This is a genomic window from Microcoleus sp. N9_A1 (assembly GCF_036701795.1).
Classification (GTDB): Bacteria; Cyanobacteriota; Cyanobacteriia; order Cyanobacteriales; family Microcoleaceae; genus Microcoleus.
The window spans coordinates 1-21021 of the sequence record NZ_JAUBRI010000074.1; the positions used below are offsets into that span (position 1 = coordinate 1).

A 21021-nucleotide genomic window follows, 5' to 3' on the forward strand; every position below is an offset into this window, starting at 1 on the left:
TGAGGTGTGATTTTTTAACATTTTACCTGTTTCTAAACTAAGTATAAATACTTACTTCCTTAATGGGATGCTCCCTAGCAGTTTCCATCCCTATATCTTCTAAGGATTCTGTTAAGATTTCAGAAAATACTTCTTTTTGTTCTTTTAATAACTCAAAAATAGCTGCCTTGAGCAATTCTTTCAGCTTGGTTTCGTCTAGAGTAATTTCAGACATAACTTTTTTTTGTGCTATTTTTTTTAAGGTCTTAATCATATCACAAAACAGGGGAAATTTAGCCAACTTCAGTTCGCGGGTGGCAAGAAACCGGGTTTTTTCGAGAATACTTCGCCACACCTCCCAGAAACTGCGAAAAACCCGGTTTCTTTGGTTAGTGTGAAGCAACAAGAGCTTGTTGGACGGGTTCAGAGAGTTCAATTGGCATAAAATAACGACTTGGGTATAAGTAATCTTCTCCCGATTCATCAATGACGCGAATCATTTGATGGGCGTTGGCCTGAGTATCTGGCAAAACCTGATAAATTTTGCGGACTTCCAAGGAAGCTGAATAGTCTTGGTTATTGATGCAAACCACAAATTCCATAACTTTTACTCCAAAATATATTTGAGCTTAATCTCTTTTTTGCCGATTCCATGCGCTTCGTACCAGTGAATTTCGGCCTCGCATATTGTCCCATCTTCAAGTTGAATGGTGGTGAGTCCTTTCAGCTTGCGCCAGCGTCCAGAACCGTAAGCTTTTTGTAGTCGTTTCAGTTCTCGAATTGAGTTACCAATGGCAATGGTTTCAATGTCACGAATTTCTCCTAAAATCTCAAAGTTCAATCGAGTTCTACTCCTAATGGTTTAAACTTTTGCGCTGTAAAAAGGGGCTTTTCTGAAACTGTTATAACTCAGGACTCTAAATGAACTCTTTTGAGCCAGTTTACGACAGTTTGAAGTAAATCGGGGTCATGGGGCGAGAAGGTTTGCAGGGGTGGGTGAGGCGTGTCGGTGATGAGACAGATTGTACCGTCAAAGCGGGTAAGGGCATCGAGGAAAGTAGGGCTCAAACCTTGGGCGGCGGGGGATGTGGGGTCTTGGTAGAAGATGAGGATGGGGTGTTTGTCGCTGTCGCGGCGGAGTTTATTCCAGTAGGATTTGAGTTGGGGGAGGGTTTCGGGTTCGCCGTTGGGGCGTTGGGGACAGTTTTGGTTGAGGAATTGTTCGTAGATTTCGAGGGCGGGGTTATCTGTGTCGATGAATTTGCTGGTGTCGATGCAAAAGATTTGGAGGTTTTGGTGGAGATTGGTTTCGGTGAGTTGGGTTTGCAGGAGTTGGGGGAGTTGGGCGAGGTTGAGAGTTTGGGGTGTTGCTATGCTATAGTTAAAGAATCTACCCATTGTACAAAATGTAAGCGAGAACTTGAGAATGAGTGGCTTTTTAACACAAGAAGACTTTGAAAAAATTTTTACATCGCACTTGAAGATTGGAACCTATTCAAGATCTATAGAATCACTTTTTAGTTTACGCAGTTTAAATAAAATCGATTACAAGCCGTATTACCAGAGAAATTATGTATGGGACGATCATAAAGCGACTTACTTTATTGAAAGTATATTGTTGGGTACTGAGATCCCTCCTCTTATATTTTTTGACAACGGCTCTGGTACTGAAGTAATTGATGGAAGGCAAAGATTTGAGACGATCAAAAGGTTTAAAGAAAATGAATTTTCCTTAACAAGGAATGGTTTGGAAGCACTAAAGCAGATTGCCAAAGCAACTTATGAGTCTTTACAAGCTAGTTCTGAAACAAAAAGTATAATCAATTTGTTTTTGACCGCAAAAATTAGAATCATAGAATTTAAAATAGTTAGTGAACCTAGACTTGATTTAGCCCTTGAAGACAAGGTTAAGAAGGAAATATTTGGCAGATATAATTCTGGTATAACCCCTTTAAAGAAACCAGAAATAGATAATGCTCTCTATGATGCAGATTCAGTGTTTCGGAAATTCAAGAATTTGGTAAAACAAGACTCTGAATTCTGTAACATGATTACTGACCTTTTCTTGCCGAAGGAGAGTGAAAGAGTTTCCGATCGCGGAAGAATACTACAGTTTATTCGTAGGTATTTAGTTCTATACAAGTTTCCTATTAGGTATTACTCATGGGGAAACAACAGAACTGAAACGTTAGATAAATTGTATGAACACATGACAAATGAAGTAGATAATATAGATGATTTATGTAATAAATTTGTACAAAAAATTCGTCTGGTTCATCGAATGAAGCAGATATTTACAGAGAAAAATCTAATTTTAAAACGACCAGCTTTTGAATGTTTGTTATGGGCAATTCAAGTATTAGATGCTGAACAAATTGATTTATCTGAGGTGAATAATAACGATCTGATTGAACGATTAGGTCAGGCAATTTCAAATAACAATCATAAGTTTATTGATTCTCACTACTATAGTAATGTTCAAGAACGTTTCTCGTTTACGGCGAAGTTATTTGAGCAGGAATTTAGTGTAAATTTTCGTGTCTATTTAGAGGGTAACAAGAAGACAAGAGATGAATTAAACTTGATTAGGAAGAGTAAAAATGATGATACGGTTACAATACTCGGTGAGTTAGCCTCTCTAAGAGTAACAAAACCAGAACCATCGCTAAATTCAATAGATGATATTGCGACAGTGATGGATCGTGATATGTTTCTCGTTCGTCCTTCTTACCAGAGATCGGAAGTAATTAACATATCTAAAGCATCTTCAATTATTGAAAGTATTCTTTTAGGCATCAGCCTTCCTCCAATCTTTATTTATAAGCGTAAAGATGATGTTTCTGAAGTGATAGATGGACAACAACGTCTACTAACAATTTTAGGTTTTATAGGTAAAAGCTACATGGATGAGAACGGTAATCAATGTACAAGCAAAAACTCTGGCTTTCCTTTAAAAGGATTAAAAATACTGAAGCATTTAAACAATAAAACCTACAACGATCTTAAGGATTTTGATGCTTCTTTACAAGATAAAATTTTAGATTTTGGACTCTTGGTAGTCGAAATTCAAGAAAATCTTAATCCAGAGTTTAACCCAGTTGATCTTTTTGTTAGGCTCAATAACAAGCCATATCCGATTAGAGAGAATTCTTTCGAGATGTGGAATTCTTGGGTAGATAGAGATATTATTGAAAGTATCAGAAAAAATCTTGATAAGCATAGAGAGTGGTTTTATATCAAACTTGTGAAGAGCAGTAATGATAGAGACAGGATGGAAAATGAAGAGCTTTATACATCCTTAGCGTACCTTGAATATCAGCACCTGAAGAGAAAGGATGCTGATAAGAGTTGGTCTATTTATAATAGAAATGATGGCATTAATTTAAGAGTTCCATCACACGAAATTACTAGGCTACTTCAAAATGCTTTTGAAGATGAAGAGGTAAAGACTAACTTTCTCAAAGGTATCAAGAATGTAGAAAGCTTTGTAAAAAAAGTGAAGCTTATTTTGCTGGATAGAGATGTTGAAGGAGGCAAAGAAGCATTAGATAAGTTTTTTGGTGATGAATTGAATTTGCTATTCAAAGCGCAAAGACAAGTTCGTTCATGTAGGCGTACAAAACAAGACTTTTACATTCTGTGGTATCTTGTCAATCCACTTAATCTTGAAATGGTTAAGTTTAATAGGTTAAAAATAAAACAAGACTTGCAAAATATCTTTTATGATTTGAGGAAGAATTCAGAAAATTTCACAAAAGACTTATTTCGGTCAAAAGCTCAAAATTTTTACGGAAAGTATGCAATAAAGCCAAGACAAACTAAACTTTCTGAAGCCGAAAAGCTTGAAAAACTTAAAGAACAAGATAATCGCTGTGCTATCTCAGGATCTCCTCTATTTATAGGAGATGATATTGAGGTAGATCATAATATACCATTAAGCATTGGGGGAGTAGATTCTATAGAGAACCTTCAAATTACTCACAGGGACAGTAATAGGAAGAAAGGCTCTAAACCTCCATCTCAATAGAAGGGAATCAAACTTTTTTGTTATTCGGCGGATGCGGAGGTTGTTCAGGATTTATGCACTCCGACTAAAGAAACCGGGTTTTTTTCCGAATCTGTGCGTCACAACCAAGTATTCTCGTAAAAACCCGGTTTCTAACCACCGTGCGTCAGTATTATTGTTAAAAGTTATTTACCGCTTTATGATTCGGCGGTTGAAACCGCGTCTACAAAAACGAAGTCTGCCTCCGCAGACTAAGAGGTAAACGGGGTATTTAAGGTGGATTTGGTATAATATCGTTATATCAAACTGCTGCTATATGAGCTGATGGCAAAATTTTACTATCGTGGCATGGCGGAGCAAAATGGTAAGCCCAAAATAGGTCGTAGTGCTAGATTATTAGGGATTAGACCTGGTATTGACATAGATATTGAGCAAATGCCGACAGGTTATCTAAATGAGCAAGGCTATTTGTTAGCAGATTCAGAACGTGTGTTTCGAGGAGAGCTTGTTGTTGTTGCCGTCAGGAATACAAAGGGAATGTCTGTTTCCCTTTCAATTGAAAGTTTACCAGCTTTTCGCAGACCTTCAAAATTTGGTGGAACTGGAAAAGACCCCCTATGGCAAATTGATGACAGAAACATTATGGGAGATTTGCAAGCTGTCCAAGATAGCCCGACCCACGTTAGCATTTTGCCAAGAGCTACAATGTCTTTGGAAAGGTATGAGGCAGCATTGGCAAACACCCAAAATGATTGGGAAAGAGTTGATTAACTTTATATATTATAGGAGTCTATAACAATGGCATGGATATTCAGTTTGTCGGCAGAATGTGGCTCTGATGAAAGCAATGTCAATAAATTTGCTCAACACTTTGAGGGCAGAGAATGGATGCTGTCAAATAATCGCCAATGTCTATGTCGAACAGATACTTTTCAAGATATGGATCGAAACTGGTGGTGTCGGGTTTATCCCAATAATATTAGTGAAGTGGGAATAGATAGCCCTGAAAGTGCTTATCTGATGACAGAGTTAGGTATTTTATTTTATCAGACTCTACGGTTTGCTGCTGGGTTTCGCTATGCTTTGGTTGGGGTTGAAGTTGATGAATTCAGAACCTATAGTGAACTTATGGAGGATTTATCCATTTTATCTATTCCGGGATTGGTTTTAGCAAACGAACTTACTCATGGGCTAGAAATGTCACCTGTTTTTCGACCATTTAGTCCTAGTTATGTTTGGCAACCATACGAGGGGGAAGTCTATAATCCATTAATGGCATCCCCAGAGTTAAAAAATAAGCTTAATGAGCTTCTAGCTGTGAGTTGAATATAGTTTGAGGAGGAGGGAGTTTAGGTAAGTAAAAAGCCGATCGAGTTCGTTGATGGCGTTGAGTTCGTCTTGTTCTTCAGCCGTTAGATCGTTGACTTTATTTTTTTCCAGAAGGGTTTGTAGATGGAGTTGAAGTCGATCGGTAAACTTGAACAGAGGACGATTATTGACTGTTTCGACTTTAACTCCGGTTTCAATCAGGGAGGGAGGTTGAATGACAACTCGCATAATATTTGATTTTGATAAATTGCTTGTCATGTTTAGGCCTTGTCCATATTTTATCTCAAATTATGGGATGCCAGAAACCGGGTTTTTTCGAGAATACTCGTCACACCTGGCAGAAACTGCTAAAAACCCGGTTTCTTTGGTATTTAAATGATTACTCTTTCCAGTAACGAGTTAAAATCCGAATCACCTCACCCGCTAGAGGCGAAGGTAGAGGCGGGCTCCACTCTCCAACTTGTGCAAAACCTAAAACGTGCAGCAGATTTACAATGCTTTCTACCGCTTTGGGAACCCCGCAAATCAGCAAACGAATCGGTTGTTTGCCAGCGGGTACGTCGGGAATTTCTTCCCGGAGCAGTTCGGGAACTGATTTTGGCTGTGATATCATAGAGTTTGAATTACACGAATAGTGAAATTGCGATCGCCCTCCAGTTTTCCAGGCCAGGGGGCGATCGCTTTTTCGTTTGTACATCCTGAGTCTAGTTCAATCGCTGCCGCTTGTCAATCGTTACGACAAAATAAATGCTTGCACCGACAATTTAAGGGATAGTTAAGGTTGCAGAATGGTAACATCTGCTTGCAAAGTTATCGCTAGCAGTTGAGCATCAGCAGTGATCCGTTGGAAATTGGCAGTTGTGATGGCCGATCGCAATATCAGCAATAAAGAATTGGCTGCTTTAATTGGGATGCACCCCACTTCTGTGTCTAAAATCAAAACCCGCCGCCGACTCACCAGAATTGACGAAGCCACTCTCAGCGCTTTGTGCAGAGCACTGAACTGTCAGCCTGGGGATTTAATGGCGTATGAGGAGGACAATCCCGATCGCTAAAAATGACATAGTGAATACACTACCTACTACTTACTCTTCGCCAGATGGATGTTTGCTTCGTGCTTCAGCTCGGTTGGTCAAATTCAGCAACCTGTTTTTGACCAAGAGATGTCATTCCTAAAACTAAAATACTCAACGTAAGACCTAAAACTGCATAACTCGGCAGTGAAAAAATAGTTACTTTCAACAAATAAGGCAATTCCCCACCCTTCCAATTCCAGCGCTTTCCCAGAAACACCAACAACCCAGCATGAATCACTGCTGTTTGCACCAACAGACAACCAACCCCCAACAACCAAACCGACATTCTTTGCCGAGAAAAGACACAATTTTTAATCTGAAAACATAAATCATTCAGCAAAAAAACCACCGCCGGTGCTAACATCACCGAACTGGTTGGCTGTGAATAGTTGATAGCAATACTCAAACTAGAAATTAGCACCATTTCAGATAACTCAAGTTTTTTTGACCAAGCATTGCGAGATTGTTTTCGGTAAAAATACCAACTCACTAAACCAACTAGCACCAGAATAATCAAGTCAGAAAATAGCTTCGCCACGAAAGGACTATCGGGGAAAAATCTCGGCCCCATAACCCTTAAATCAAGGCGACTCATAGAAATATAAGGATTATTCGATGGATCGTTGAGCCAGAGTGGAAATCCACGAGTCGCATCCTGTATAAATCCTGTTAAAGAATTGCCCGTTACAGCTAGACCTATAACTGCCAAAAAAGTTACCGTGACTGTAGATATAAAAACTAGCTGAAACCGTCTTTTGATTAAAAAATAAGGAAGAAACAATATAACTAAAGTTGGTTTAAAAAGGGCAAGCCCTAATAAAAAACCTGCAATTACATCCTGATTTTTTCTACCATAAATAAACATCCACAACAGCAGAACGGCAATAAAAGTTGCCACATTGCCAACTTGAAGATCGAAGACAAAACCGTAGAGGAATGCAACTGATAGACTACAAATAATCCTAAAAGCTGGTGAGTGCGACACCAACAAGATATTTGCTCCCCATAAAACAAAACCTGTGGCAATAAGGTGCAGCCAAATCCAGATTGTGAATGCAGTCTTCATCGGGAAATAGCCCAAAAACCACAGCGGAGGAATGATATTAGGTGGATAAACAAAAGATGGAATAAACCCACACACTTTTGTGATGCTACAGAAACCGAGGTTAAACACCTCCACATTAAAGGGACTCAAATGCTGATGGGCTAATCTACTCGCTACATAAAACCACTTAAAATCCCAGTAAGGCGGATCGGGCCGATTAGTTAGATTGTAAACCAACCAACCGGTATAACTGAGAAATCGGGTGACAACTAATACAATAACTGCTTGCAAAATAAAGTTAACGATAGGTTGACTAAAAAACCGAGTTAACCTTGGGAGCGAAGGATGTTTTAAAAACAAAGAATCTTGCCATGTTGTTTTTTCGGTTTCTAATCTCCAATTACATTTTAGGAACCAAGCGACTGTAATTATAATAATCACATTCCACCATCCAAAAGTTATCATAAAAAATAATTGCAAAAATATACTATTTGATGATATCACAACCAAAGATTGCCGACTGAAATCAGCAGTTAAACCTAGAATATAGACTTTTATTAACCGTTTCTGCCTAACTCTATTTTCTCTATTTTCTCTGCGTCCTCTGCGCCCTCTGCGGTTACAAAAAAATCTTATTCACAAACAAAATAGGATTGCTATCCAAAAGCCCGTGAAGCGCAGCTATCCCGTAGGGAATCGCACTTTAGTCCCTAATAACCCTGTTCACCCCCAAACATATGCGTTAACCTAGTTGACTACAGCTTGTACCGCACTCCCCAAGATAATCTATGCTTCTTGCCCGCATCCAAGAACTAGCCGCCACCCTCGCACCCCGCTTGATCGAAATTCGCCGCCACATCCACTCACACCCCGAACTCAGCGGCCAAGAATATCAAACCGCAGCCTATGTAGCCGGAGTTCTCGCATCCAGCGGAGTCCGCGCGATCGAAGGAATCGGCAAAACAGGAGTGCTCGGCGAACTCAAAGGCAACAGCAGCGAGTCCCGGTGGCTGGCAATTCGCACAGATATGGACGCTTTGCCGATTCAGGAACGCACAAACTTAGAATTTGCCTCCCGCAACGAGGGAGTCATGCACGCCTGCGGCCACGACATCCACACCACCGTCGGTTTGGGCGCAGCCATGATATTGTCTCAGCTAGAGGAAAAATTGCCCGGTCACGTCCGCTTCTTGTTTCAGCCGGCGGAAGAGATTGCCCAAGGTGCTCAATGGATGATTAAAGATGGGGCGATGCAAGATGTTGACGGCATCCTCGGAGTGCACGTTTTTCCGACGATTCCCGGCGGTTGCATCGGTATCCGCCACGGGGCCCTGACGGCGGCGGCGGATGACCTAGAAGTGATTGTAATGGGCGAATCCGGCCACGGTGCGCGTCCTCACGAGGCGATCGACGCAATTTGGATTGCTTCTCAGATAATTACCACTTTGCAGCAGGCAATTAGCCGCACGCAAAATCCTTTGAGGCCGCTGGTTTTGACGATCGGGCAAATTAACGGCGGACGAGCGCCGAACGTGATTGCCGATCGCGTAAAATTATTGGGAACCGTGCGATCGCTGCATCCCGAAACCCACGAAAAACTGCCGGCTTGGATCGAACAAATTGTCTCCAGCGTTTGCGCGACTTACGGCGCTAAGTACGAACTCACTTACAAGCGTGGCGTCCCCGGAGTTCAAAACGACCCAAAACTTACACAATTAGTCGAAACTGCGGCTTTAGAAGCTTTAGGTCGATCGCGCGTCCAAATTTTACCAGAACCATCCCTCGGCGCGGAAGATTTTTCGATGTACTTAGAACACGCACCGGGAACCATGTTTCGCTTAGGAGTGGGACTGACTGACAAACCGAACTATCCCCTCCATCACCCGCAATTTGAGGTCGATGAATCTGCGATCGTCACCGGCGCTGTCACCTTGGCCTATGCCGCCTACCAATATTGGAAACACCAAGTAAGTAAGTAAACTCGCTTTCGTTGAATTACCCGCAATCAGATTGTGCGGTGGGTAATGGATCAAAATTACTCGATCTAAAGTTTATTTGCGCCTAGCTGCTTAACAGAATTCTGGCAAATAAACCACCTTATCTTCCGCAATTCCCCTATAGCAGCGGCCAAATGTGCTAACGTACAATCAAAAATCCCCCAATTTCAACTATCGCGAGACAGATAACCGTGTTCGCTCAAGCACCTCCAACTCCCAATTACAAATGGTTTAGCTGCATTTCAAGCACTGTTTTCACCGCATTGTGCCTGTTGCCCATTTTCAGCGCTGCGGGATACGCCCAAACTCCCCAAAATAGACCCATCAAAATCGGCGTGGTGCAGCGGTTTGGCACCAAAGCAACCGACAAACTGACGCTGAAAGCATTACCGGGCGACAGCTTAACTTTGCGTTACAAAACTCCTCAAGGCATAGAAACCAAAACGGCTGCTAGCGTGAAGTTAGAAATAGCCCCAAAACCGCTGGAATCGCCCTTAGTAGAAGAACGAGTGGTACTAAGTTCTCACCGCAGTTTCGAGAGTGCGGAAGATAGCGCCAATCAGTGGCGGGCTAAAGGAATTGATGTAGAAATTGCTCAACCTTTTCGCTGGCAAGTTTGGGCGAAAAGAGATACTTACAACTCTCCTTTGGTGCGGCGCTGGCTGTTGCAAAGTTTGCAAGCTCAAGGGAACACAACAGCTTTTTTGGATTCCAAAGTTTTAAAACAAATACCCCAGGCATTTTGGGTTTTAAACGGCTTTCGTTTCAACCGCAATGAGTTGGATGTGACGGCGGGGAAAAATGTGATTGAGGTATTGGAACAAACCACCCAAGAGGCGACAGCTACTGAACCAGAAAAAGCAATTCAAGAAACTCACCGTTATGGCGGCAGTTTGCACCTGCAAAAAAATTCTTACGGCACTTATACTTTGGTGAATAAAGTGCTGACCGAAACTTATTTGCGGGGTGTTGTTCCTCACGAAATTGGGGCTTTTGCGCCTTACGCTGCGATTGTCGCTCAAACTATTTTGGCGAGAACCTACGCCTTGAGAAATTTGCGCCGGTTTGCGGTGGATAATTATGAGTTGTGCGCTGATGTTAACTGTCAAGTTTATAAGGGTTTGACTGAGGTTTACCCGCAAAGTGATAAGGCGATCGCCCAAACGAGCGGTTTGGTGCTAACTTACGAAAATCAGTTGGTTGACGCGCTGTATTCAGCGTCTAGCGGCGGTGTGACAGCGACTTTTGGCGATGTGTGGCAGGGCCCGGAACGTCCATATTTGCGATCGATCGTCGATTCGCCTAATAATATTTGGGATTTGTCGAAGCAGAGTTTGTCTGACGAAAACAATTTCCGCCGCTTTATCAGTTTGGAAAAAGGGTTTAATGAAGAAAAAGAAGACACGTTTCGGTGGCGCGAACCCGCTTCTTTGACGGCGATTGGTGGATTTCTCAAACAGTATCTTCAGAAGAAACAGCACCCGCTGGCTAATTTTAAAACGGTCACTCAGGTGGAAGTGGTGGAAAGGTCGCCTGCTGGTCGAGTTTTGAAAATGAAGGTTCAAACTGACTTGGGCCCTATCGATATCGACAAAGACGAGATTCGCAATGCTTTTTACCCGCCCATTAGCACGCTTTTTTACCTAGAACCCATTTACAATCCAGACAAAACTCTCAACGGTTATGCTTTTGTCGGAGGCGGTTTCGGGCACGGAGTGGGAATGAGTCAGACTGGTTCTTACAATTTAGCTAATTTGGGATGGAATGGATCTCGAATTCTGGGCTTTTATTTTCCCGGCGCTCAAGTTCTGCCTCTCAGCGATGCAATTACATTTTGGCGCGAATAGTCGATCGAAGTCGGCGTAGAATCGGCGATTTCAACCGCCGTCTTTTCTTCAACCCGCGCACCATCCGGGTTTTGTCTGTGTAGACGCGGTTTCAACCGCCGTCTTTAACACAAAAACCCGGTTTCTTAACGTAATTGAGCTATTTCAGCTTAATTCCGAAAACAAGAAACCGGGTTACTTAGCGCATCGCGCCTGTGAATCCTTTCTTAGTAGAGCGATTCTTCTTGGTGAGTTTCGATCGTACAGTTAGACTTGGGATAGGCGACACAGGTGAGGACAAATCCGGCCTCGATTTGGTCGTCGTCCAAGAAAGATTGGTCGGATTGGTCAACTTCGCCTGCTGTGATTTTGCCGGCGCAGGTGGAGCAAGCTCCAGCGCGGCAAGAGTAGGGGAGGTCGAGTCCTGCTTCTTCCGCAGCATCAAGAATGTAAGTATCGTCATCAACGTCAATGGTCTGGTTAATTCCTTCGGCTTCGCTGATGAGGGTAACTTTGTAAGTTGCCATGCACTAAATCCTCTCAAAAATTCAACAAGATTGATAATTTTTCCTAATGCAACCTTCAAGGCTCTATTAGCTTTGAGGTTAGGTCTTAGGTTCGTTCCCTCTATGATAGTAGGGGATAGAAGGGAGGTTGACACACTTATTTACAAAACATTTGAATGGGATTAGTTATAACTTTTTCTAATTTCATCTTGATTACTTATACCTATCTTGGGTTCAGCCTTGTGATACTGTTGCCGCAAGACTTGTGCTAAATAATCCGGTTTCTAGGAAAAATCCTGTTTTGAGCCCTACAGCACAAAAACCGGGTTGTTGGTATGCGGTGTGTCGATCTAGTTTCAGCCAGACTTGCTGCAAGGCAAGTCCCTGCCGGCGGTGAAATGTATAGTTAGATCGCATCAAGACTGGGGTGTTGAAGGCTCGATCGAATAAATCGCACCACAACCACAGCTGAAAATCGGGGCGACAGAACCCTAAAGCCCTGCAGCGCAAGTCTGTAACTATCTAAAATCTTAAATCTCAAATCCCATGACTAATATTGATACTCGCTTTGGTTTTTCGGTTAATTCTCCAATTCGCGTCGGGATTGTGGGTACTGGTTTTGCCGCTAAGTTGAGGGCTGAGACGCTGGTAGCTGATGGGCGATCGAACTTGGTAGCAGTTGCGGGCCACAACCAGGAGACAACCGCAGCATTTTGTCAAACTTTCGGCGCCGAAGCTCAGGTTTCTTGGCGCAAGCTGGTAGAAAGAGACGATTTAGATTTGGTGATTGTCTGTACGGTGAACCGGGATCACGGGGCGATCGTCCTGGCAGCCCTAGAAAATGACAAGCACGTTGTGGTGGAATATCCTCTATCTTTAGACGTATCTGAAGCAGAAAGGGCGATCGAACTTGCCACCCAAAAGCAAAAACTCCTCCACATCGAACACATCGAACTGTTAGGCGGTTTGCACTCCTCAATCAAAGAATCTTTGCCATTAATCGGTAAAGTTTTTTACGCCCGCTACATTACTATTACTCCTCAACATCCAGCGCCACAGCGGTGGACTTATCAACATTCCCTCTTTGGGTTTCCGTTAGTTGGTGCAATTTCGCGACTGCACCGATTTACTGATTTGTTCGGAGAAGTGGCAAACGTTAACTGTCAAGCTCAATTTGGGGACAGTCAGCCGGATGTCTACAAAGCTTGTTTGTGCAATGCACAGTTGCGCTTTGCCAATGGCGTTGTCGCTGAAGCTGTTTATGGAAAAGGAGAGACTTTTTGGCAGTCTGAAAACATTTTTACCATCTACGGAGAAGCCGGAACGCTGGTTTTTACTCCAGAATCCGGTCAATTAATTCAGGGAGAAAATCGGCGCAACCTCAAAGTAGGAACGCGACGCGGTTTGTTTGCCAAAGATACCGAGGTGGTGTTAGACTGTTTGCTAAACGGTACGCCCTTGTACGTCAAGAATACAAGTAGCTTGTACGCTTTGAAGGTGGCGGATGCTGCGAGGCGATCGAGCGAAACTTGCCAAAATGTGGCTATCGACAACTCATAACTCTTCAGTCTCTTAGAGAGTCAATCGCAGATACAAGGCAGATCGACGCAGATAATTTCAAGATAGTTTGGGAATGAGTGCAAGAAGTCTAATAAGTCTACTTCACAGGTAAAAAATGAAATTACACTGGAAATATCATCAATTTGAGCCAGAAACAATCGGGCTAATTTACGGTTTCATAGGCGTAGTTGGCTTCAGCTTGACACTTCCAGGAACCAGAGCCGCAGTACAGGATTTAGACCCTATTATTGTAGGTTTAGGACGCGGATTAGTAGCAGCTATACTAGCAGCCTTTACTCTGCAGATAACGCATCAACCCATTCCCACAAAACAGCAACTTCGGAGTTTATTAGTTGTCGGATTGGGAGTTGTTTTGGGATTTCCGCTACTATCCGCTTGGGCAATGCAGCAAGTACCCGCAGCCCACGGTGCTGTGGTATTAGGATTGTTGCCCTTAGCAACAGCAGTAGGGGGAGTTTTGCGATCGGGCGATCGCCCATCTTCTAATTTTTGGATTGCTAGTATCGCTGGGAGTCTAACCGTTGTTTGTTTTGGAATTATTACTGGTGCAGGGCAACTCCAACCCGCAGACTTAGCTTTATTTGCATCAGTCATTGCTGCTGCTTTTGGTTACGCCGAAGGTGGGCAATTAGCTAAAACTTTAGGCGGATGGCAAGTTATCAGTTGGGCATTAATACTTATCGCTCCCTTCGAGATTTTACCTACAATATTTGTAGTCATACAACATGGATTAATAGCTGCACCGACGGCATGGTTGGGTTTTGCCTATGTGAGTATTATTAGTCAATTTGTAGCATTTTTTGCCTGGTATCAAGGGATGGCTATTGGCGGAGTTGCCAGAGTAGGGCAACTTCAGCTATTGCAACCATTTTTGACCATCCTAGCATCGGCAATCTTGCTTGGTGAAACTGTAGAGCCGATCGCCCTAGGCAGCGCTTGTTTAGTTGTTCTCTGTGTAGCAATAGGGAAAAAAGCATCAATTCAGCAGGCACCCGATTTGTGAGGGGAGTGACCAACCTCCAAATCTCTAAGAAAGGACTCTTCGTCCTTACTACAAACCTAACTACAAACCGGACATGAGATCGCTAGTCTGTCCAATTATAGATCGCATTCTCATCACAACTGTTTCTAGCGATAGATGAAATTTAAATATTTGAATTTTATGATCACAATATAAACCAAAAAACATCAAGCTGATCGTGTTTGTGGTTGCCTAGTTTGTGGTTGCCTATCAGACAATTCCTACCTTTTATCACATTGACAGCATAAACTCATGGAAATCAGACAAGATACGTTGTTCGATCGAGTATTCCGGGACAGCGAAGGCAAAATTGTTATAGCTCAGCCACCAAATCTACCGCTAATTGTCGGGATTGTATCTAGTTTATTGAAGCTCCTTTTTACCACAGGTCAAATTTATCTAGTGTTGGATCTAGTAGCTTTTGGCGCCTTGTTTACTTGGGCTTGGGAAGAATTATTTCAAGGCGTTAATTACTTTCGTAGAGCATTAGGTCTGATTGGGCTGGTTGGTCTGATTGCCTGGAAACTTCAATAAGTAGGTAAGTAAGTCCACCTAAAAAAATATAATACCCAGATTCCCGACTTCTTAAAGAAGTCGGGAATCTAAAGCGCGAGCTTGTTTTACGTTTAATTCGGTAGTTTCTATTTAGTCAAGCTGCTACTTTTGTCTGAGTTAAAGCCCATTGACATAAATTTATGGCCGAAGTTGGCGTTTTTGATTATTACTTGATAATTTTTTTACGATCGTCGATGTCGATCGCCAAAACCAGCCACTTCAGCCAGCGTATAAAGCGGTCTGCCCTTCACCTCCTCGTAAATCCGCCCCACATACTGGCCCAAAATCCCAATACTGACCAACTGCACCGCACCCAAAAAGAAAACCGCCATAATCACAATTGTCAAACCAGTTAATGCCGAGCCCGCAGAGAAAAGACGCCAATACAAAACCAAAAAAGCCATCAAAACAGACACGAAAGCCGAAAATAAACCCAAATAAATCGACAGTTGCAGAGGAACTTTTGAAAAAGACACTAAACCGTTCATCGCCAAAGCAAAAGATTTACTGAACGTATACTTAACATCGCCAGCAAAACGCGGATCTCGTTCAAACTTAACTGCCGTTTGTTTAAAACCAATCCAAGCGCGCAGTCCCCGAATGTAGCGGTTCCGTTCAGGCATTGCATTGAGTACGTCCACCACGCACCTATCCATCAAACAAAAATCCCCCGTATCTATAGGAATATCAACATCAGCAAGATTCCGCAAAATGCGATAATACATATAAGCAGGCAACCGCTTCAACCAACCTTCTTGACGGCGTTGAGTGCGCTGAGCGTAAACAACTTGATAGCCCTGCCGCCACTGTTCTACCATATCTATAATTAGCTCTGGCGGGTCTTGTAAATCGCCGTCCATGATGAATACAACTTGACCAGTAGAAAAGTTTAAACCAGCAGTTACAGCTATTTGATGACCGAAATTGCGGGCAAAACTGAGATAACTAATTCGCGAGTCTTGTTCGTGCAATTTTCGCAAAAGTTCGAGAGAGCGATCGCGACTACCATCATTGATTAAAATTAATTCTACTGGGCCGTCCATTCGATCCATCACGGCACTAATTCGCCGATACAATTCAGCGAGATTTTCTTCTTCGTTATAGATGGGAATTACCAAGGAATACTTAGGTGTATCGTTCATTGCAGTTTCTGTTTAAAAATCGGCTTTTCAACCGTTCAATCAAAAGTTGTTTTTTCCCCAAACACCCTGGCTGCTTCACGAGAGAGGTCGGCACGTAATCTCGTGAAGCAGCCAGACAACAGCAGCAGACAAAATAGCAGCTTACCAAAACTTATCTATTTTCTTAAATACGAAAAACAAAAGACACCATAAGACTGACGCACGCCAAACGAAAATATCTGTTATCATAGATGTTTAGTCAGATTATAAAAATTACAATCATAACCCATCGATTCAAAATTGCATGACAAATTCCAATTATCTGTGGCAAGCAAATCAAGACTTAAGTGAAGCTTGTCTGCAACATCTTTTTGTCAGAGGCCTTGCTGACGGCAGCCTCCCCCAAAATAGTTTTGCATATTACGTTGCACAAGACGCATTTTTTCTGGGAGCATTCGCTCGCGCTTACAGTATCGCTGCGGCAAAAGCACCCGACTGGGAGGGGTTTGAAATTCTCCACAATCTCGGTAGCGGTGTTTTAGAAGAACTTCGCTTGCATCAAGGATATGCAGGCAAATGGGGGGTAAACTTGCAAGAAGCAAAACCGGGAATCGCTACCCGCCGCTACACAGATTTTTTATTAGCGACAGCCTGGGGAAGCGGTGTCGGTTTGACAGTAGCCGCGATGACTCCTTGCTTGCGGTTGTATGCTTTTTTGGGGCAGCAGTTAGCTAAACCTAATATACCGGAACACGCCTTTAGCGAATGGATTTCCACCTATAGCAGCCCGGATTTTGAGATTTTAGCCAAACGGCTAGAAAGTTTGGTCGATCGCTACGCAGAAGCAGGGCCGGAAGTAGAAGCAACCTATCGCTACGCTATGCTGTGTGAAAGAGACTTTTTTCAGTCGGCTTGGGAAATAGAGTAAATTAAGTTTGGGCAAAAGATATGGAGAAGTATCTTAAGCTACCTACACCCACGCAGCAAATTTAACAGCCATGTACAGCAGGAATTTAGCAAATAATGTCATAACAGCATATTCCCAACCAGGCTGACTACTCAACACTAAACCAAGTCCGATCGAGAGCGACGCAATGCCGTAAGCGTATCGGTGAAGCGATTGCAGAGCACCGGAGTTTATCAGTTGCGCTAAAGAGCAAAAACCGAAACAGACGACTGTGATACTCAGCCTTTTTTGCAAATACCACAACAAATAGCCACCGCCCAAAGTCATCGCAACTTTACTAACAGCTTGCAAGCGGAATTACTTCTAGCTCTAAATCAGTATTTGTCATGGCTAAAACAGCGCCAGACTGTAGATTTAAAATTAAAGTATAGTCCGCTGCCGAGTGTTCGCCAAATATATACGCAAGTAAAGCGGTACTGGTAATTTTAACGTCCGAGTTTATTGGGAATGCCTTCGCAGCCGCCGGGAATAGTCTCTCTCGACTTCGAGCCGCACCAAGTGCAGCAGTAATAGCGCTGCTCCTCCGACAGCCGCTTGACAGCGGTGAAATCAGCACGTTCAACCACAGCGCCGGTATGTTCACCCGTTTGATAGTTGGGAAATTCGGTACGGCTGCGGGGGGATGCAGTTTCTGCCGATCCGTAGAATAACGCGGCGCCTCTCATGTCGGCGCGAGCGAGATTGGCGTCGTACAAGACAGCGCGCGAGAGGTTGGCTTTCACTAAATCGCACTTGCTGAGATTAGCGCGGACGAGGTTGGCTTCGCTCAAATCCGTCCACCGCAAATCGGTGCCAGCCAGGTCAGCACCCGCTAACATGACATTGAGATCGATAACGCGGATACCGTGATCTCTGTCTTCAGCGTAGCCGCCGTCGCCGTCAAGGATGGGGCGGCCTAAAAGCCGATCGCGCTTCAGAGGAGTAACCAATCTAGACTGCGACAAAAACCGCAGAATTTTAGCTTTACCTTCAGCATCTACACTGCTCATAATCGCAGCCGTGCGGCCTTCTGCGATCGCCCTTTCCTGCGGCCAGTCTTCCAAAAACCCTTGTTCGTCAAGGGCTAAGTCCGAAACCCCTTGAAAATAAGCATCAATTGTTTGCTGCTGCGTAATTCTGTTTTGCTGAATCGTCAAATCTTTCGAGATCACATACTGCCGCCAAGCCACGTAAACGCCCAAAATTGCGATCAAAATTTGGCCCAAAGCGCCGATCAACTCGCCGAGAGCCCCGATTGCCTCCCAGTTGATTTGGATGTTGCGGCTTCCCGGTTCAGTATTAGTACCGCTGAGCATCAGCAAGCCAACAATCCCAGCTAAAAGCCCGAAGCAGGCGACGATCAGCGTGCGCCAAGTCGGCGGAATTACCTGCGCCCAGATTTTGCCCCAACTCGGCCACATCAGCCGCAGCGATATGCCGATCGCACCCACGGCGCCAATTAAGCCCAGCCAAATGTTGTCATTGGCGAGCCCAAAAATCATCGCTGCGATCAACCCCAGTGTCAGCACTGACCCCGATTTCTCAGGAGTCGTTTGTTCCTGGTGCGGCGGCAATAAAACCTTGCGAGTTGGAGGCGGCTGCACCGGTTTTTCCGGTTCAGCAGTAGCGACGATTGTCCCTGATTCTGGTGGCACAGTAGGGCTCGCACCGTTCTGACTTTCTACAGTCACGTTAGATTCAGGGCGATTGGGTTGAGAAGAGTTTGGTTCTGGTGTCATGCGTTGAGGCAAATTCTAACTGTGGCTGGTCAATAAAACGATTTTAACTAACCAAGCAGGATTCTAGATAATATTACAATATAAATCTCCACTAATTACACTCAAACAGGTAACATACTATGGCCCTGGTACTCCCGAATCTGCAAGAAAAACAAAGGGGTCAAGTTGTTACAACAATCGCCGTCACGAATCGCATCGATCTAGTTATGGCGGAACGGGGATTCATTGCTGCTGAGGAAGTTCGCTCTGTTACCCTCGATAACGTTGTTGTCGATACCGGAGCAACTCTGCTTTCCTTGCCAGCTCCCATTATTAGCCAACTCGGTTTAAAACAAGTAGGAGAAAGAGATGTAGAAACATCGGCTGGTATCAAAAAATGTCGAGTTTTTGCAGGCGCTCAAATTATTGTAGAGGGGAGAGAAGGGAGATTTGATTGTTTAGAGTTACCCGAAGGTGTTTCTGCTGTTTTGCTGGGCGTGATTCCAATGGAAGAACTAGGTTTAGAACCTGATTTGAAAAATCGACGCTTGCGAGTATTGCCGATGAACAATCAGCAAACATATCTGATGGGTTAGTCGAGCGGCGTTTACCGTAGCACAAACCTCTCGCCTGTGATTCCTCTCATCTCCAGTCAATTACCCGCTATCAAAAATGTTTGTAGTCAGGACTAAACTCCTCATAAAAGTTTTAGGAATTTATTCCTCATTACCAAGTAATTTTCTTGATTTTTGAGAGGTTAGATATTATTAACGACGGTGATAATATCTAACCAAAAAGCTTGATTTTTGGGTATATGTAAGTTTTTGGTTCTACATCTAGCGAGCAGAATAAGCCTTGAGCAAATACACGCCAACCGTCGAAAATATCAAAACAACTAACCCTAAAAGTAACTCGATACTAAACCTTTGAGCATTACCCAAAGCGACAAGAATTTGCTGCCGCACCACGAACGCCAACAGCCAGCAAATCTCCGCCTTCAGCCAAACCAAAAGGCCTCGCCCCAATAGATATTGCCGGCGAGCGTTCTCAGAAGTAATCCGTACCGGATAATTAAAAGTATGGGGATAGCGCGATACCGCAGTTAAAACCGCAAAAATAATGGCAGCAACCGCCGGCATGATCCAAATCGTCACCTTGTCGCCCCAAGCATCAGCCAGCCCCCCTAAGCCGAAATGAATCGGAATTCGATCGGGCAAAACTGCCCAAAACTTGACGATGAGCAAAATCGCCAGCAAAATCGCGATCGCACCCAAAAGCTCTACCGCCACTACAACAGGCGAAAGCCTCAGAGAAATAACCGGCCGTTGGTTTGGTGTGTTTCCAGTCATGGCTACTTAAAATTAGATTAATATTGAAAATAATAGTATTGGTTCCAATTTCATTCCCCAACAGCTTTCGTTGGGGGTTTCCAAACATCCCGCGAGGTTCTATGACGGCTCAGGTCTTGATTGAAAAGAAAAAGTTAGAAAAACCGCCCCTAACAATACACACATTAGGCGATCGCGTCCTGCGGCAGCCAGCAAAGCGCGTCAAAAGCGTCGATGCAGAAATTAGGCAGCTAGTCCGAGAAATGCTGCAAACCATGTACAGTGCAGATGGTATCGGTTTGGCCGCCCCCCAAGTCGGAGTCCACAAACAAGTAATCGTCCTCGACTGTGACCCGGAAAACCCCGCCACACCCCCAATCGTTTTGATCAATCCCACCATCAAAAGTAGCAGCAGCGATATCTGTATCTTGCAAGAAGGGTGTTTGAGCATTCCGGGAGTTTATTTAGAAGTCAAACGCCCAGAAGTCATTGAAGTATCCTACCGCGACGAATACGGGCGCCCGCAAACCCTGATAGCAACAGAGTTACTTTCGAGGGCAATCCAGCACGAAATGGATCACCTCAACGGAGTGCTGTTTGTAGACAGAGTAGAAAACAAGCTGGCACTGAATGAAGAATTAGTCAAGCACAAATTTTCGCCAAAGGCAGTAAAGTCAGTATGATGGCAGGAACTCCTAAAAGTGGTTTATTGTTAGCTCTTTCGTGTATCGCCGCGATCGCCGCAGTCGGCTCCATCTTTGAGCTGTCATCGGGAGAAGCTCAACTTGGCAATTTAGTCACGGGCATCATCCTCGCCCTGAGCGTACCGCTAACTGGCATATTTTTCTATGCAGCCGTTCAGGATGCCAGGGCAAATCTATAAGCAGAGTTATTAGTCATTAGTGATTAGTAATTAGTAATTAGTAATTAGTAATTAGTAATTAGTAATTAGTAATTAGTAATTAGTAATTAGTCAGCAGCTAACAA

25 protein-coding genes are annotated in these 21021 nt (G+C 43.6%); 13 read left to right on the forward strand and 12 right to left on the reverse strand.

The features are described 5' to 3' along the window. Nucleotides 1–37: 37 nt before the first annotated feature. The 4 genes from QUA58_RS25645 to QUA58_RS25660 all read right to left on the reverse strand — a co-directional run bounded on the left by QUA58_RS25645 (nt 38) and on the right by QUA58_RS25660 (nt 1377). Entirely contained in the window at nt 38–280 is a 243-nt protein-coding gene (locus QUA58_RS25645) for a hypothetical protein (RefSeq protein WP_333396744.1), read from the reverse strand. Between the two features lie 88 nt (nt 281–368). After that, nucleotides 369–581 carry a hypothetical protein gene (locus QUA58_RS25650; RefSeq protein WP_333396745.1) on the reverse strand — a complete coding sequence of 71 codons (213 nt, stop codon included), beginning with the start codon at nt 579–581 and terminating at the stop codon, nt 369–371. A 5-nt stretch (nt 582–586) separates the two neighbouring features. After that, nucleotides 587–820 carry a hypothetical protein gene (locus tag QUA58_RS25655; RefSeq protein ID WP_333396748.1) on the reverse strand — a complete coding sequence of 78 codons (234 nt, stop codon included), beginning with the start codon at nt 818–820 and terminating at the stop codon, nt 587–589. A gap of 68 nt (nt 821–888) precedes the next feature. After that, nucleotides 889–1377 (reverse strand): NACHT C-terminal alpha/beta 1 domain-containing protein, encoded by a 489-nt coding sequence (locus tag QUA58_RS25660; protein WP_333396750.1) that lies wholly within the window; start codon nt 1375–1377, stop codon nt 889–891. Nucleotides 1378–1405: 28 nt separating this feature from the next. Here QUA58_RS25660 and QUA58_RS25665 point away from each other — a divergent pair, with 28 nt between their 5' ends. The 3 genes from QUA58_RS25665 to QUA58_RS25675 all read left to right on the forward strand — a co-directional run bounded on the left by QUA58_RS25665 (nt 1406) and on the right by QUA58_RS25675 (nt 5311). Continuing rightward, complete coding sequence (locus tag QUA58_RS25665) at nt 1406–4006, forward strand: GmrSD restriction endonuclease domain-containing protein (protein WP_333396753.1); 2601 nt, start codon at nt 1406–1408, stop codon at nt 4004–4006. A gap of 303 nt (nt 4007–4309) precedes the next feature. Next, on the forward strand, nt 4310–4756 hold the full coding sequence (locus QUA58_RS25670; protein ID WP_333396756.1) for a Tse2 family ADP-ribosyltransferase toxin: 447 nt from the start codon (nt 4310–4312) through the stop codon (nt 4754–4756). 27 nt (nt 4757–4783) lie between these two features. Then, entirely contained in the window at nt 4784–5311 is a 528-nt protein-coding gene (locus tag QUA58_RS25675) for a hypothetical protein (protein ID WP_333396758.1), read from the forward strand. On the opposite strand, the gene QUA58_RS25680 is transcribed toward QUA58_RS25675, so the two are convergent. Then, nucleotides 5297–5572 (reverse strand): hypothetical protein, encoded by a 276-nt coding sequence (locus QUA58_RS25680; protein WP_333396760.1) that lies wholly within the window; start codon nt 5570–5572, stop codon nt 5297–5299. The two genes, QUA58_RS25675 and QUA58_RS25680, sit on opposite strands and share 15 nt — an antisense overlap. A gap of 121 nt (nt 5573–5693) precedes the next feature. Continuing rightward, entirely contained in the window at nt 5694–6011 is a 318-nt protein-coding gene (locus QUA58_RS25685) for a hypothetical protein (RefSeq protein ID WP_333396763.1), read from the reverse strand. A gap of 139 nt (nt 6012–6150) precedes the next feature. Here QUA58_RS25685 and QUA58_RS25690 point away from each other — a divergent pair, with 139 nt between their 5' ends. Then, a complete protein-coding gene (locus QUA58_RS25690) occupies nt 6151–6369 on the forward strand; it encodes a helix-turn-helix transcriptional regulator (protein ID WP_333396765.1) in 219 nt (72 codons plus the stop codon). Nucleotides 6370–6433: 64 nt separating this feature from the next. On the opposite strand, the gene QUA58_RS25695 is transcribed toward QUA58_RS25690, so the two are convergent. Next, nucleotides 6434–7900: a glycosyltransferase family 87 protein gene (locus QUA58_RS25695; protein ID WP_333396767.1), complete on the reverse strand. Its 1467-nt coding sequence runs from the start codon at nt 7898–7900 to the stop codon at nt 6434–6436. Nucleotides 7901–8223: 323 nt separating this feature from the next. Here QUA58_RS25695 and QUA58_RS25700 point away from each other — a divergent pair, with 323 nt between their 5' ends. Next, nucleotides 8224–9414: a M20 family metallopeptidase gene (locus tag QUA58_RS25700; protein WP_333396770.1), complete on the forward strand. Its 1191-nt coding sequence runs from the start codon at nt 8224–8226 to the stop codon at nt 9412–9414. A gap of 209 nt (nt 9415–9623) precedes the next feature. Further along, complete coding sequence (locus QUA58_RS25705) at nt 9624–11279, forward strand: SpoIID/LytB domain-containing protein (RefSeq protein ID WP_333396773.1); 1656 nt, start codon at nt 9624–9626, stop codon at nt 11277–11279. Nucleotides 11280–11485: 206 nt separating this feature from the next. Here the strand turns inward: QUA58_RS25705 and QUA58_RS25710 are convergent, their stop codons facing one another. Continuing rightward, nucleotides 11486–11785: a ferredoxin gene (locus QUA58_RS25710; RefSeq protein WP_333254968.1), complete on the reverse strand. Its 300-nt coding sequence runs from the start codon at nt 11783–11785 to the stop codon at nt 11486–11488. Between the two features lie 525 nt (nt 11786–12310). Here QUA58_RS25710 and QUA58_RS25715 point away from each other — a divergent pair. The 3 genes from QUA58_RS25715 (at nt 12311) to QUA58_RS25725 (ending at nt 14900) form a co-directional block, all read left to right on the forward strand. After that, on the forward strand, nt 12311–13324 hold the full coding sequence (locus tag QUA58_RS25715; protein ID WP_333254969.1) for a Gfo/Idh/MocA family oxidoreductase: 1014 nt from the start codon (nt 12311–12313) through the stop codon (nt 13322–13324). Between the two features lie 115 nt (nt 13325–13439). Further along, complete coding sequence (locus QUA58_RS25720; RefSeq protein ID WP_333254971.1) at nt 13440–14348, forward strand: DMT family transporter; 909 nt, start codon at nt 13440–13442, stop codon at nt 14346–14348. Nucleotides 14349–14618: 270 nt separating this feature from the next. After that, on the forward strand, nt 14619–14900 hold the full coding sequence (locus QUA58_RS25725) for a hypothetical protein (protein ID WP_333254973.1): 282 nt from the start codon (nt 14619–14621) through the stop codon (nt 14898–14900). 203 nt (nt 14901–15103) lie between these two features. Here the strand turns inward: QUA58_RS25725 and QUA58_RS25730 are convergent, their stop codons facing one another. Beyond that, complete coding sequence (locus QUA58_RS25730; protein WP_333254975.1) at nt 15104–16063, reverse strand: glycosyltransferase family 2 protein; 960 nt, start codon at nt 16061–16063, stop codon at nt 15104–15106. A gap of 283 nt (nt 16064–16346) precedes the next feature. Between QUA58_RS25730 and QUA58_RS25735 the strand changes: the two genes are divergently transcribed. Continuing rightward, nucleotides 16347–16970: a TenA family protein gene (locus QUA58_RS25735; RefSeq protein WP_333396775.1), complete on the forward strand. Its 624-nt coding sequence runs from the start codon at nt 16347–16349 to the stop codon at nt 16968–16970. Between the two features lie 42 nt (nt 16971–17012). Here the strand turns inward: QUA58_RS25735 and QUA58_RS25740 are convergent, their stop codons facing one another. Together QUA58_RS25740 and QUA58_RS25745 are read right to left on the reverse strand one after the other, a co-directional pair. Next, entirely contained in the window at nt 17013–17300 is a 288-nt protein-coding gene (locus QUA58_RS25740) for a hypothetical protein (protein ID WP_333254979.1), read from the reverse strand. Between the two features lie 134 nt (nt 17301–17434). After that, nucleotides 17435–18727: a pentapeptide repeat-containing protein gene (locus QUA58_RS25745; RefSeq protein ID WP_333254981.1), complete on the reverse strand. Its 1293-nt coding sequence runs from the start codon at nt 18725–18727 to the stop codon at nt 17435–17437. Nucleotides 18728–18846: 119 nt separating this feature from the next. On the opposite strand from QUA58_RS25745, the gene QUA58_RS25750 reads away from it, so the two are divergent. Continuing rightward, the gene (locus QUA58_RS25750; RefSeq protein ID WP_333396777.1) at nt 18847–19302 is read left to right on the forward strand and encodes an aspartyl protease; all 456 of its coding nucleotides are present in this window, start codon (nt 18847–18849) and stop codon (nt 19300–19302) included. A gap of 240 nt (nt 19303–19542) precedes the next feature. Here QUA58_RS25750 and QUA58_RS25755 read toward each other — a convergent pair whose 3' ends face one another. Next, a complete protein-coding gene (locus QUA58_RS25755; RefSeq protein WP_333254985.1) occupies nt 19543–20055 on the reverse strand; it encodes a DUF1648 domain-containing protein in 513 nt (170 codons plus the stop codon). 101 nt (nt 20056–20156) lie between these two features. Between QUA58_RS25755 and def the strand changes: the two genes are divergently transcribed. Together def and QUA58_RS25765 are read left to right on the forward strand one after the other, a co-directional pair. Beyond that, entirely contained in the window at nt 20157–20717 is a 561-nt protein-coding gene (def, locus tag QUA58_RS25760) for a peptide deformylase (protein ID WP_333254987.1), read from the forward strand. Continuing rightward, on the forward strand, nt 20717–20917 hold the full coding sequence (locus QUA58_RS25765; RefSeq protein WP_199297488.1) for a hypothetical protein: 201 nt from the start codon (nt 20717–20719) through the stop codon (nt 20915–20917). Before def ends, QUA58_RS25765 begins: the two co-directional genes overlap by 1 nt. Nucleotides 20918–21021: the final 104 nt, after the last annotated feature.

Coding starts and splice junctions, on each gene's coding strand:
- QUA58_RS25720 (WP_333254971.1), top strand. CDS start 13,440: ATGAAATTACACTGGAAATATCATCAATTTGAGCCAGAAACAATCGGG.
- def (WP_333254987.1), top strand. CDS start 20,157: ATGACGGCTCAGGTCTTGATTGAAAAGAAAAAGTTAGAAAAACCGCCC.
- QUA58_RS25695 (WP_333396767.1), bottom strand. CDS start 7,900: ATGATAACTTTTGGATGGTGGAATGTGATTATTATAATTACAGTCGCT.
- QUA58_RS25715 (WP_333254969.1), top strand. CDS start 12,311: ATGACTAATATTGATACTCGCTTTGGTTTTTCGGTTAATTCTCCAATT.
- QUA58_RS25700 (WP_333396770.1), top strand. CDS start 8,224: ATGCTTCTTGCCCGCATCCAAGAACTAGCCGCCACCCTCGCACCCCGC.
- QUA58_RS25735 (WP_333396775.1), top strand. CDS start 16,347: ATGACAAATTCCAATTATCTGTGGCAAGCAAATCAAGACTTAAGTGAA.
- QUA58_RS25675 (WP_333396758.1), top strand. CDS start 4,784: ATGGCATGGATATTCAGTTTGTCGGCAGAATGTGGCTCTGATGAAAGC.
- QUA58_RS25670 (WP_333396756.1), top strand. CDS start 4,310: ATGGCAAAATTTTACTATCGTGGCATGGCGGAGCAAAATGGTAAGCCC.
- QUA58_RS25680 (WP_333396760.1), bottom strand. CDS start 5,572: ATGACAAGCAATTTATCAAAATCAAATATTATGCGAGTTGTCATTCAA.
- QUA58_RS25750 (WP_333396777.1), top strand. CDS start 18,847: ATGGCCCTGGTACTCCCGAATCTGCAAGAAAAACAAAGGGGTCAAGTT.
- QUA58_RS25665 (WP_333396753.1), top strand. CDS start 1,406: ATGAGTGGCTTTTTAACACAAGAAGACTTTGAAAAAATTTTTACATCG.
- QUA58_RS25755 (WP_333254985.1), bottom strand. CDS start 20,055: ATGACTGGAAACACACCAAACCAACGGCCGGTTATTTCTCTGAGGCTT.
- QUA58_RS25660 (WP_333396750.1), bottom strand. CDS start 1,377: ATGGGTAGATTCTTTAACTATAGCATAGCAACACCCCAAACTCTCAAC.
- QUA58_RS25650 (WP_333396745.1), bottom strand. CDS start 581: ATGGAATTTGTGGTTTGCATCAATAACCAAGACTATTCAGCTTCCTTG.
- QUA58_RS25745 (WP_333254981.1), bottom strand. CDS start 18,727: ATGACACCAGAACCAAACTCTTCTCAACCCAATCGCCCTGAATCTAAC.
- QUA58_RS25710 (WP_333254968.1), bottom strand. CDS start 11,785: ATGGCAACTTACAAAGTTACCCTCATCAGCGAAGCCGAAGGAATTAAC.
- QUA58_RS25765 (WP_199297488.1), top strand. CDS start 20,717: ATGGCAGGAACTCCTAAAAGTGGTTTATTGTTAGCTCTTTCGTGTATC.
- QUA58_RS25725 (WP_333254973.1), top strand. CDS start 14,619: ATGGAAATCAGACAAGATACGTTGTTCGATCGAGTATTCCGGGACAGC.
- QUA58_RS25730 (WP_333254975.1), bottom strand. CDS start 16,063: ATGAACGATACACCTAAGTATTCCTTGGTAATTCCCATCTATAACGAA.
- QUA58_RS25685 (WP_333396763.1), bottom strand. CDS start 6,011: ATGTACAAACGAAAAAGCGATCGCCCCCTGGCCTGGAAAACTGGAGGG.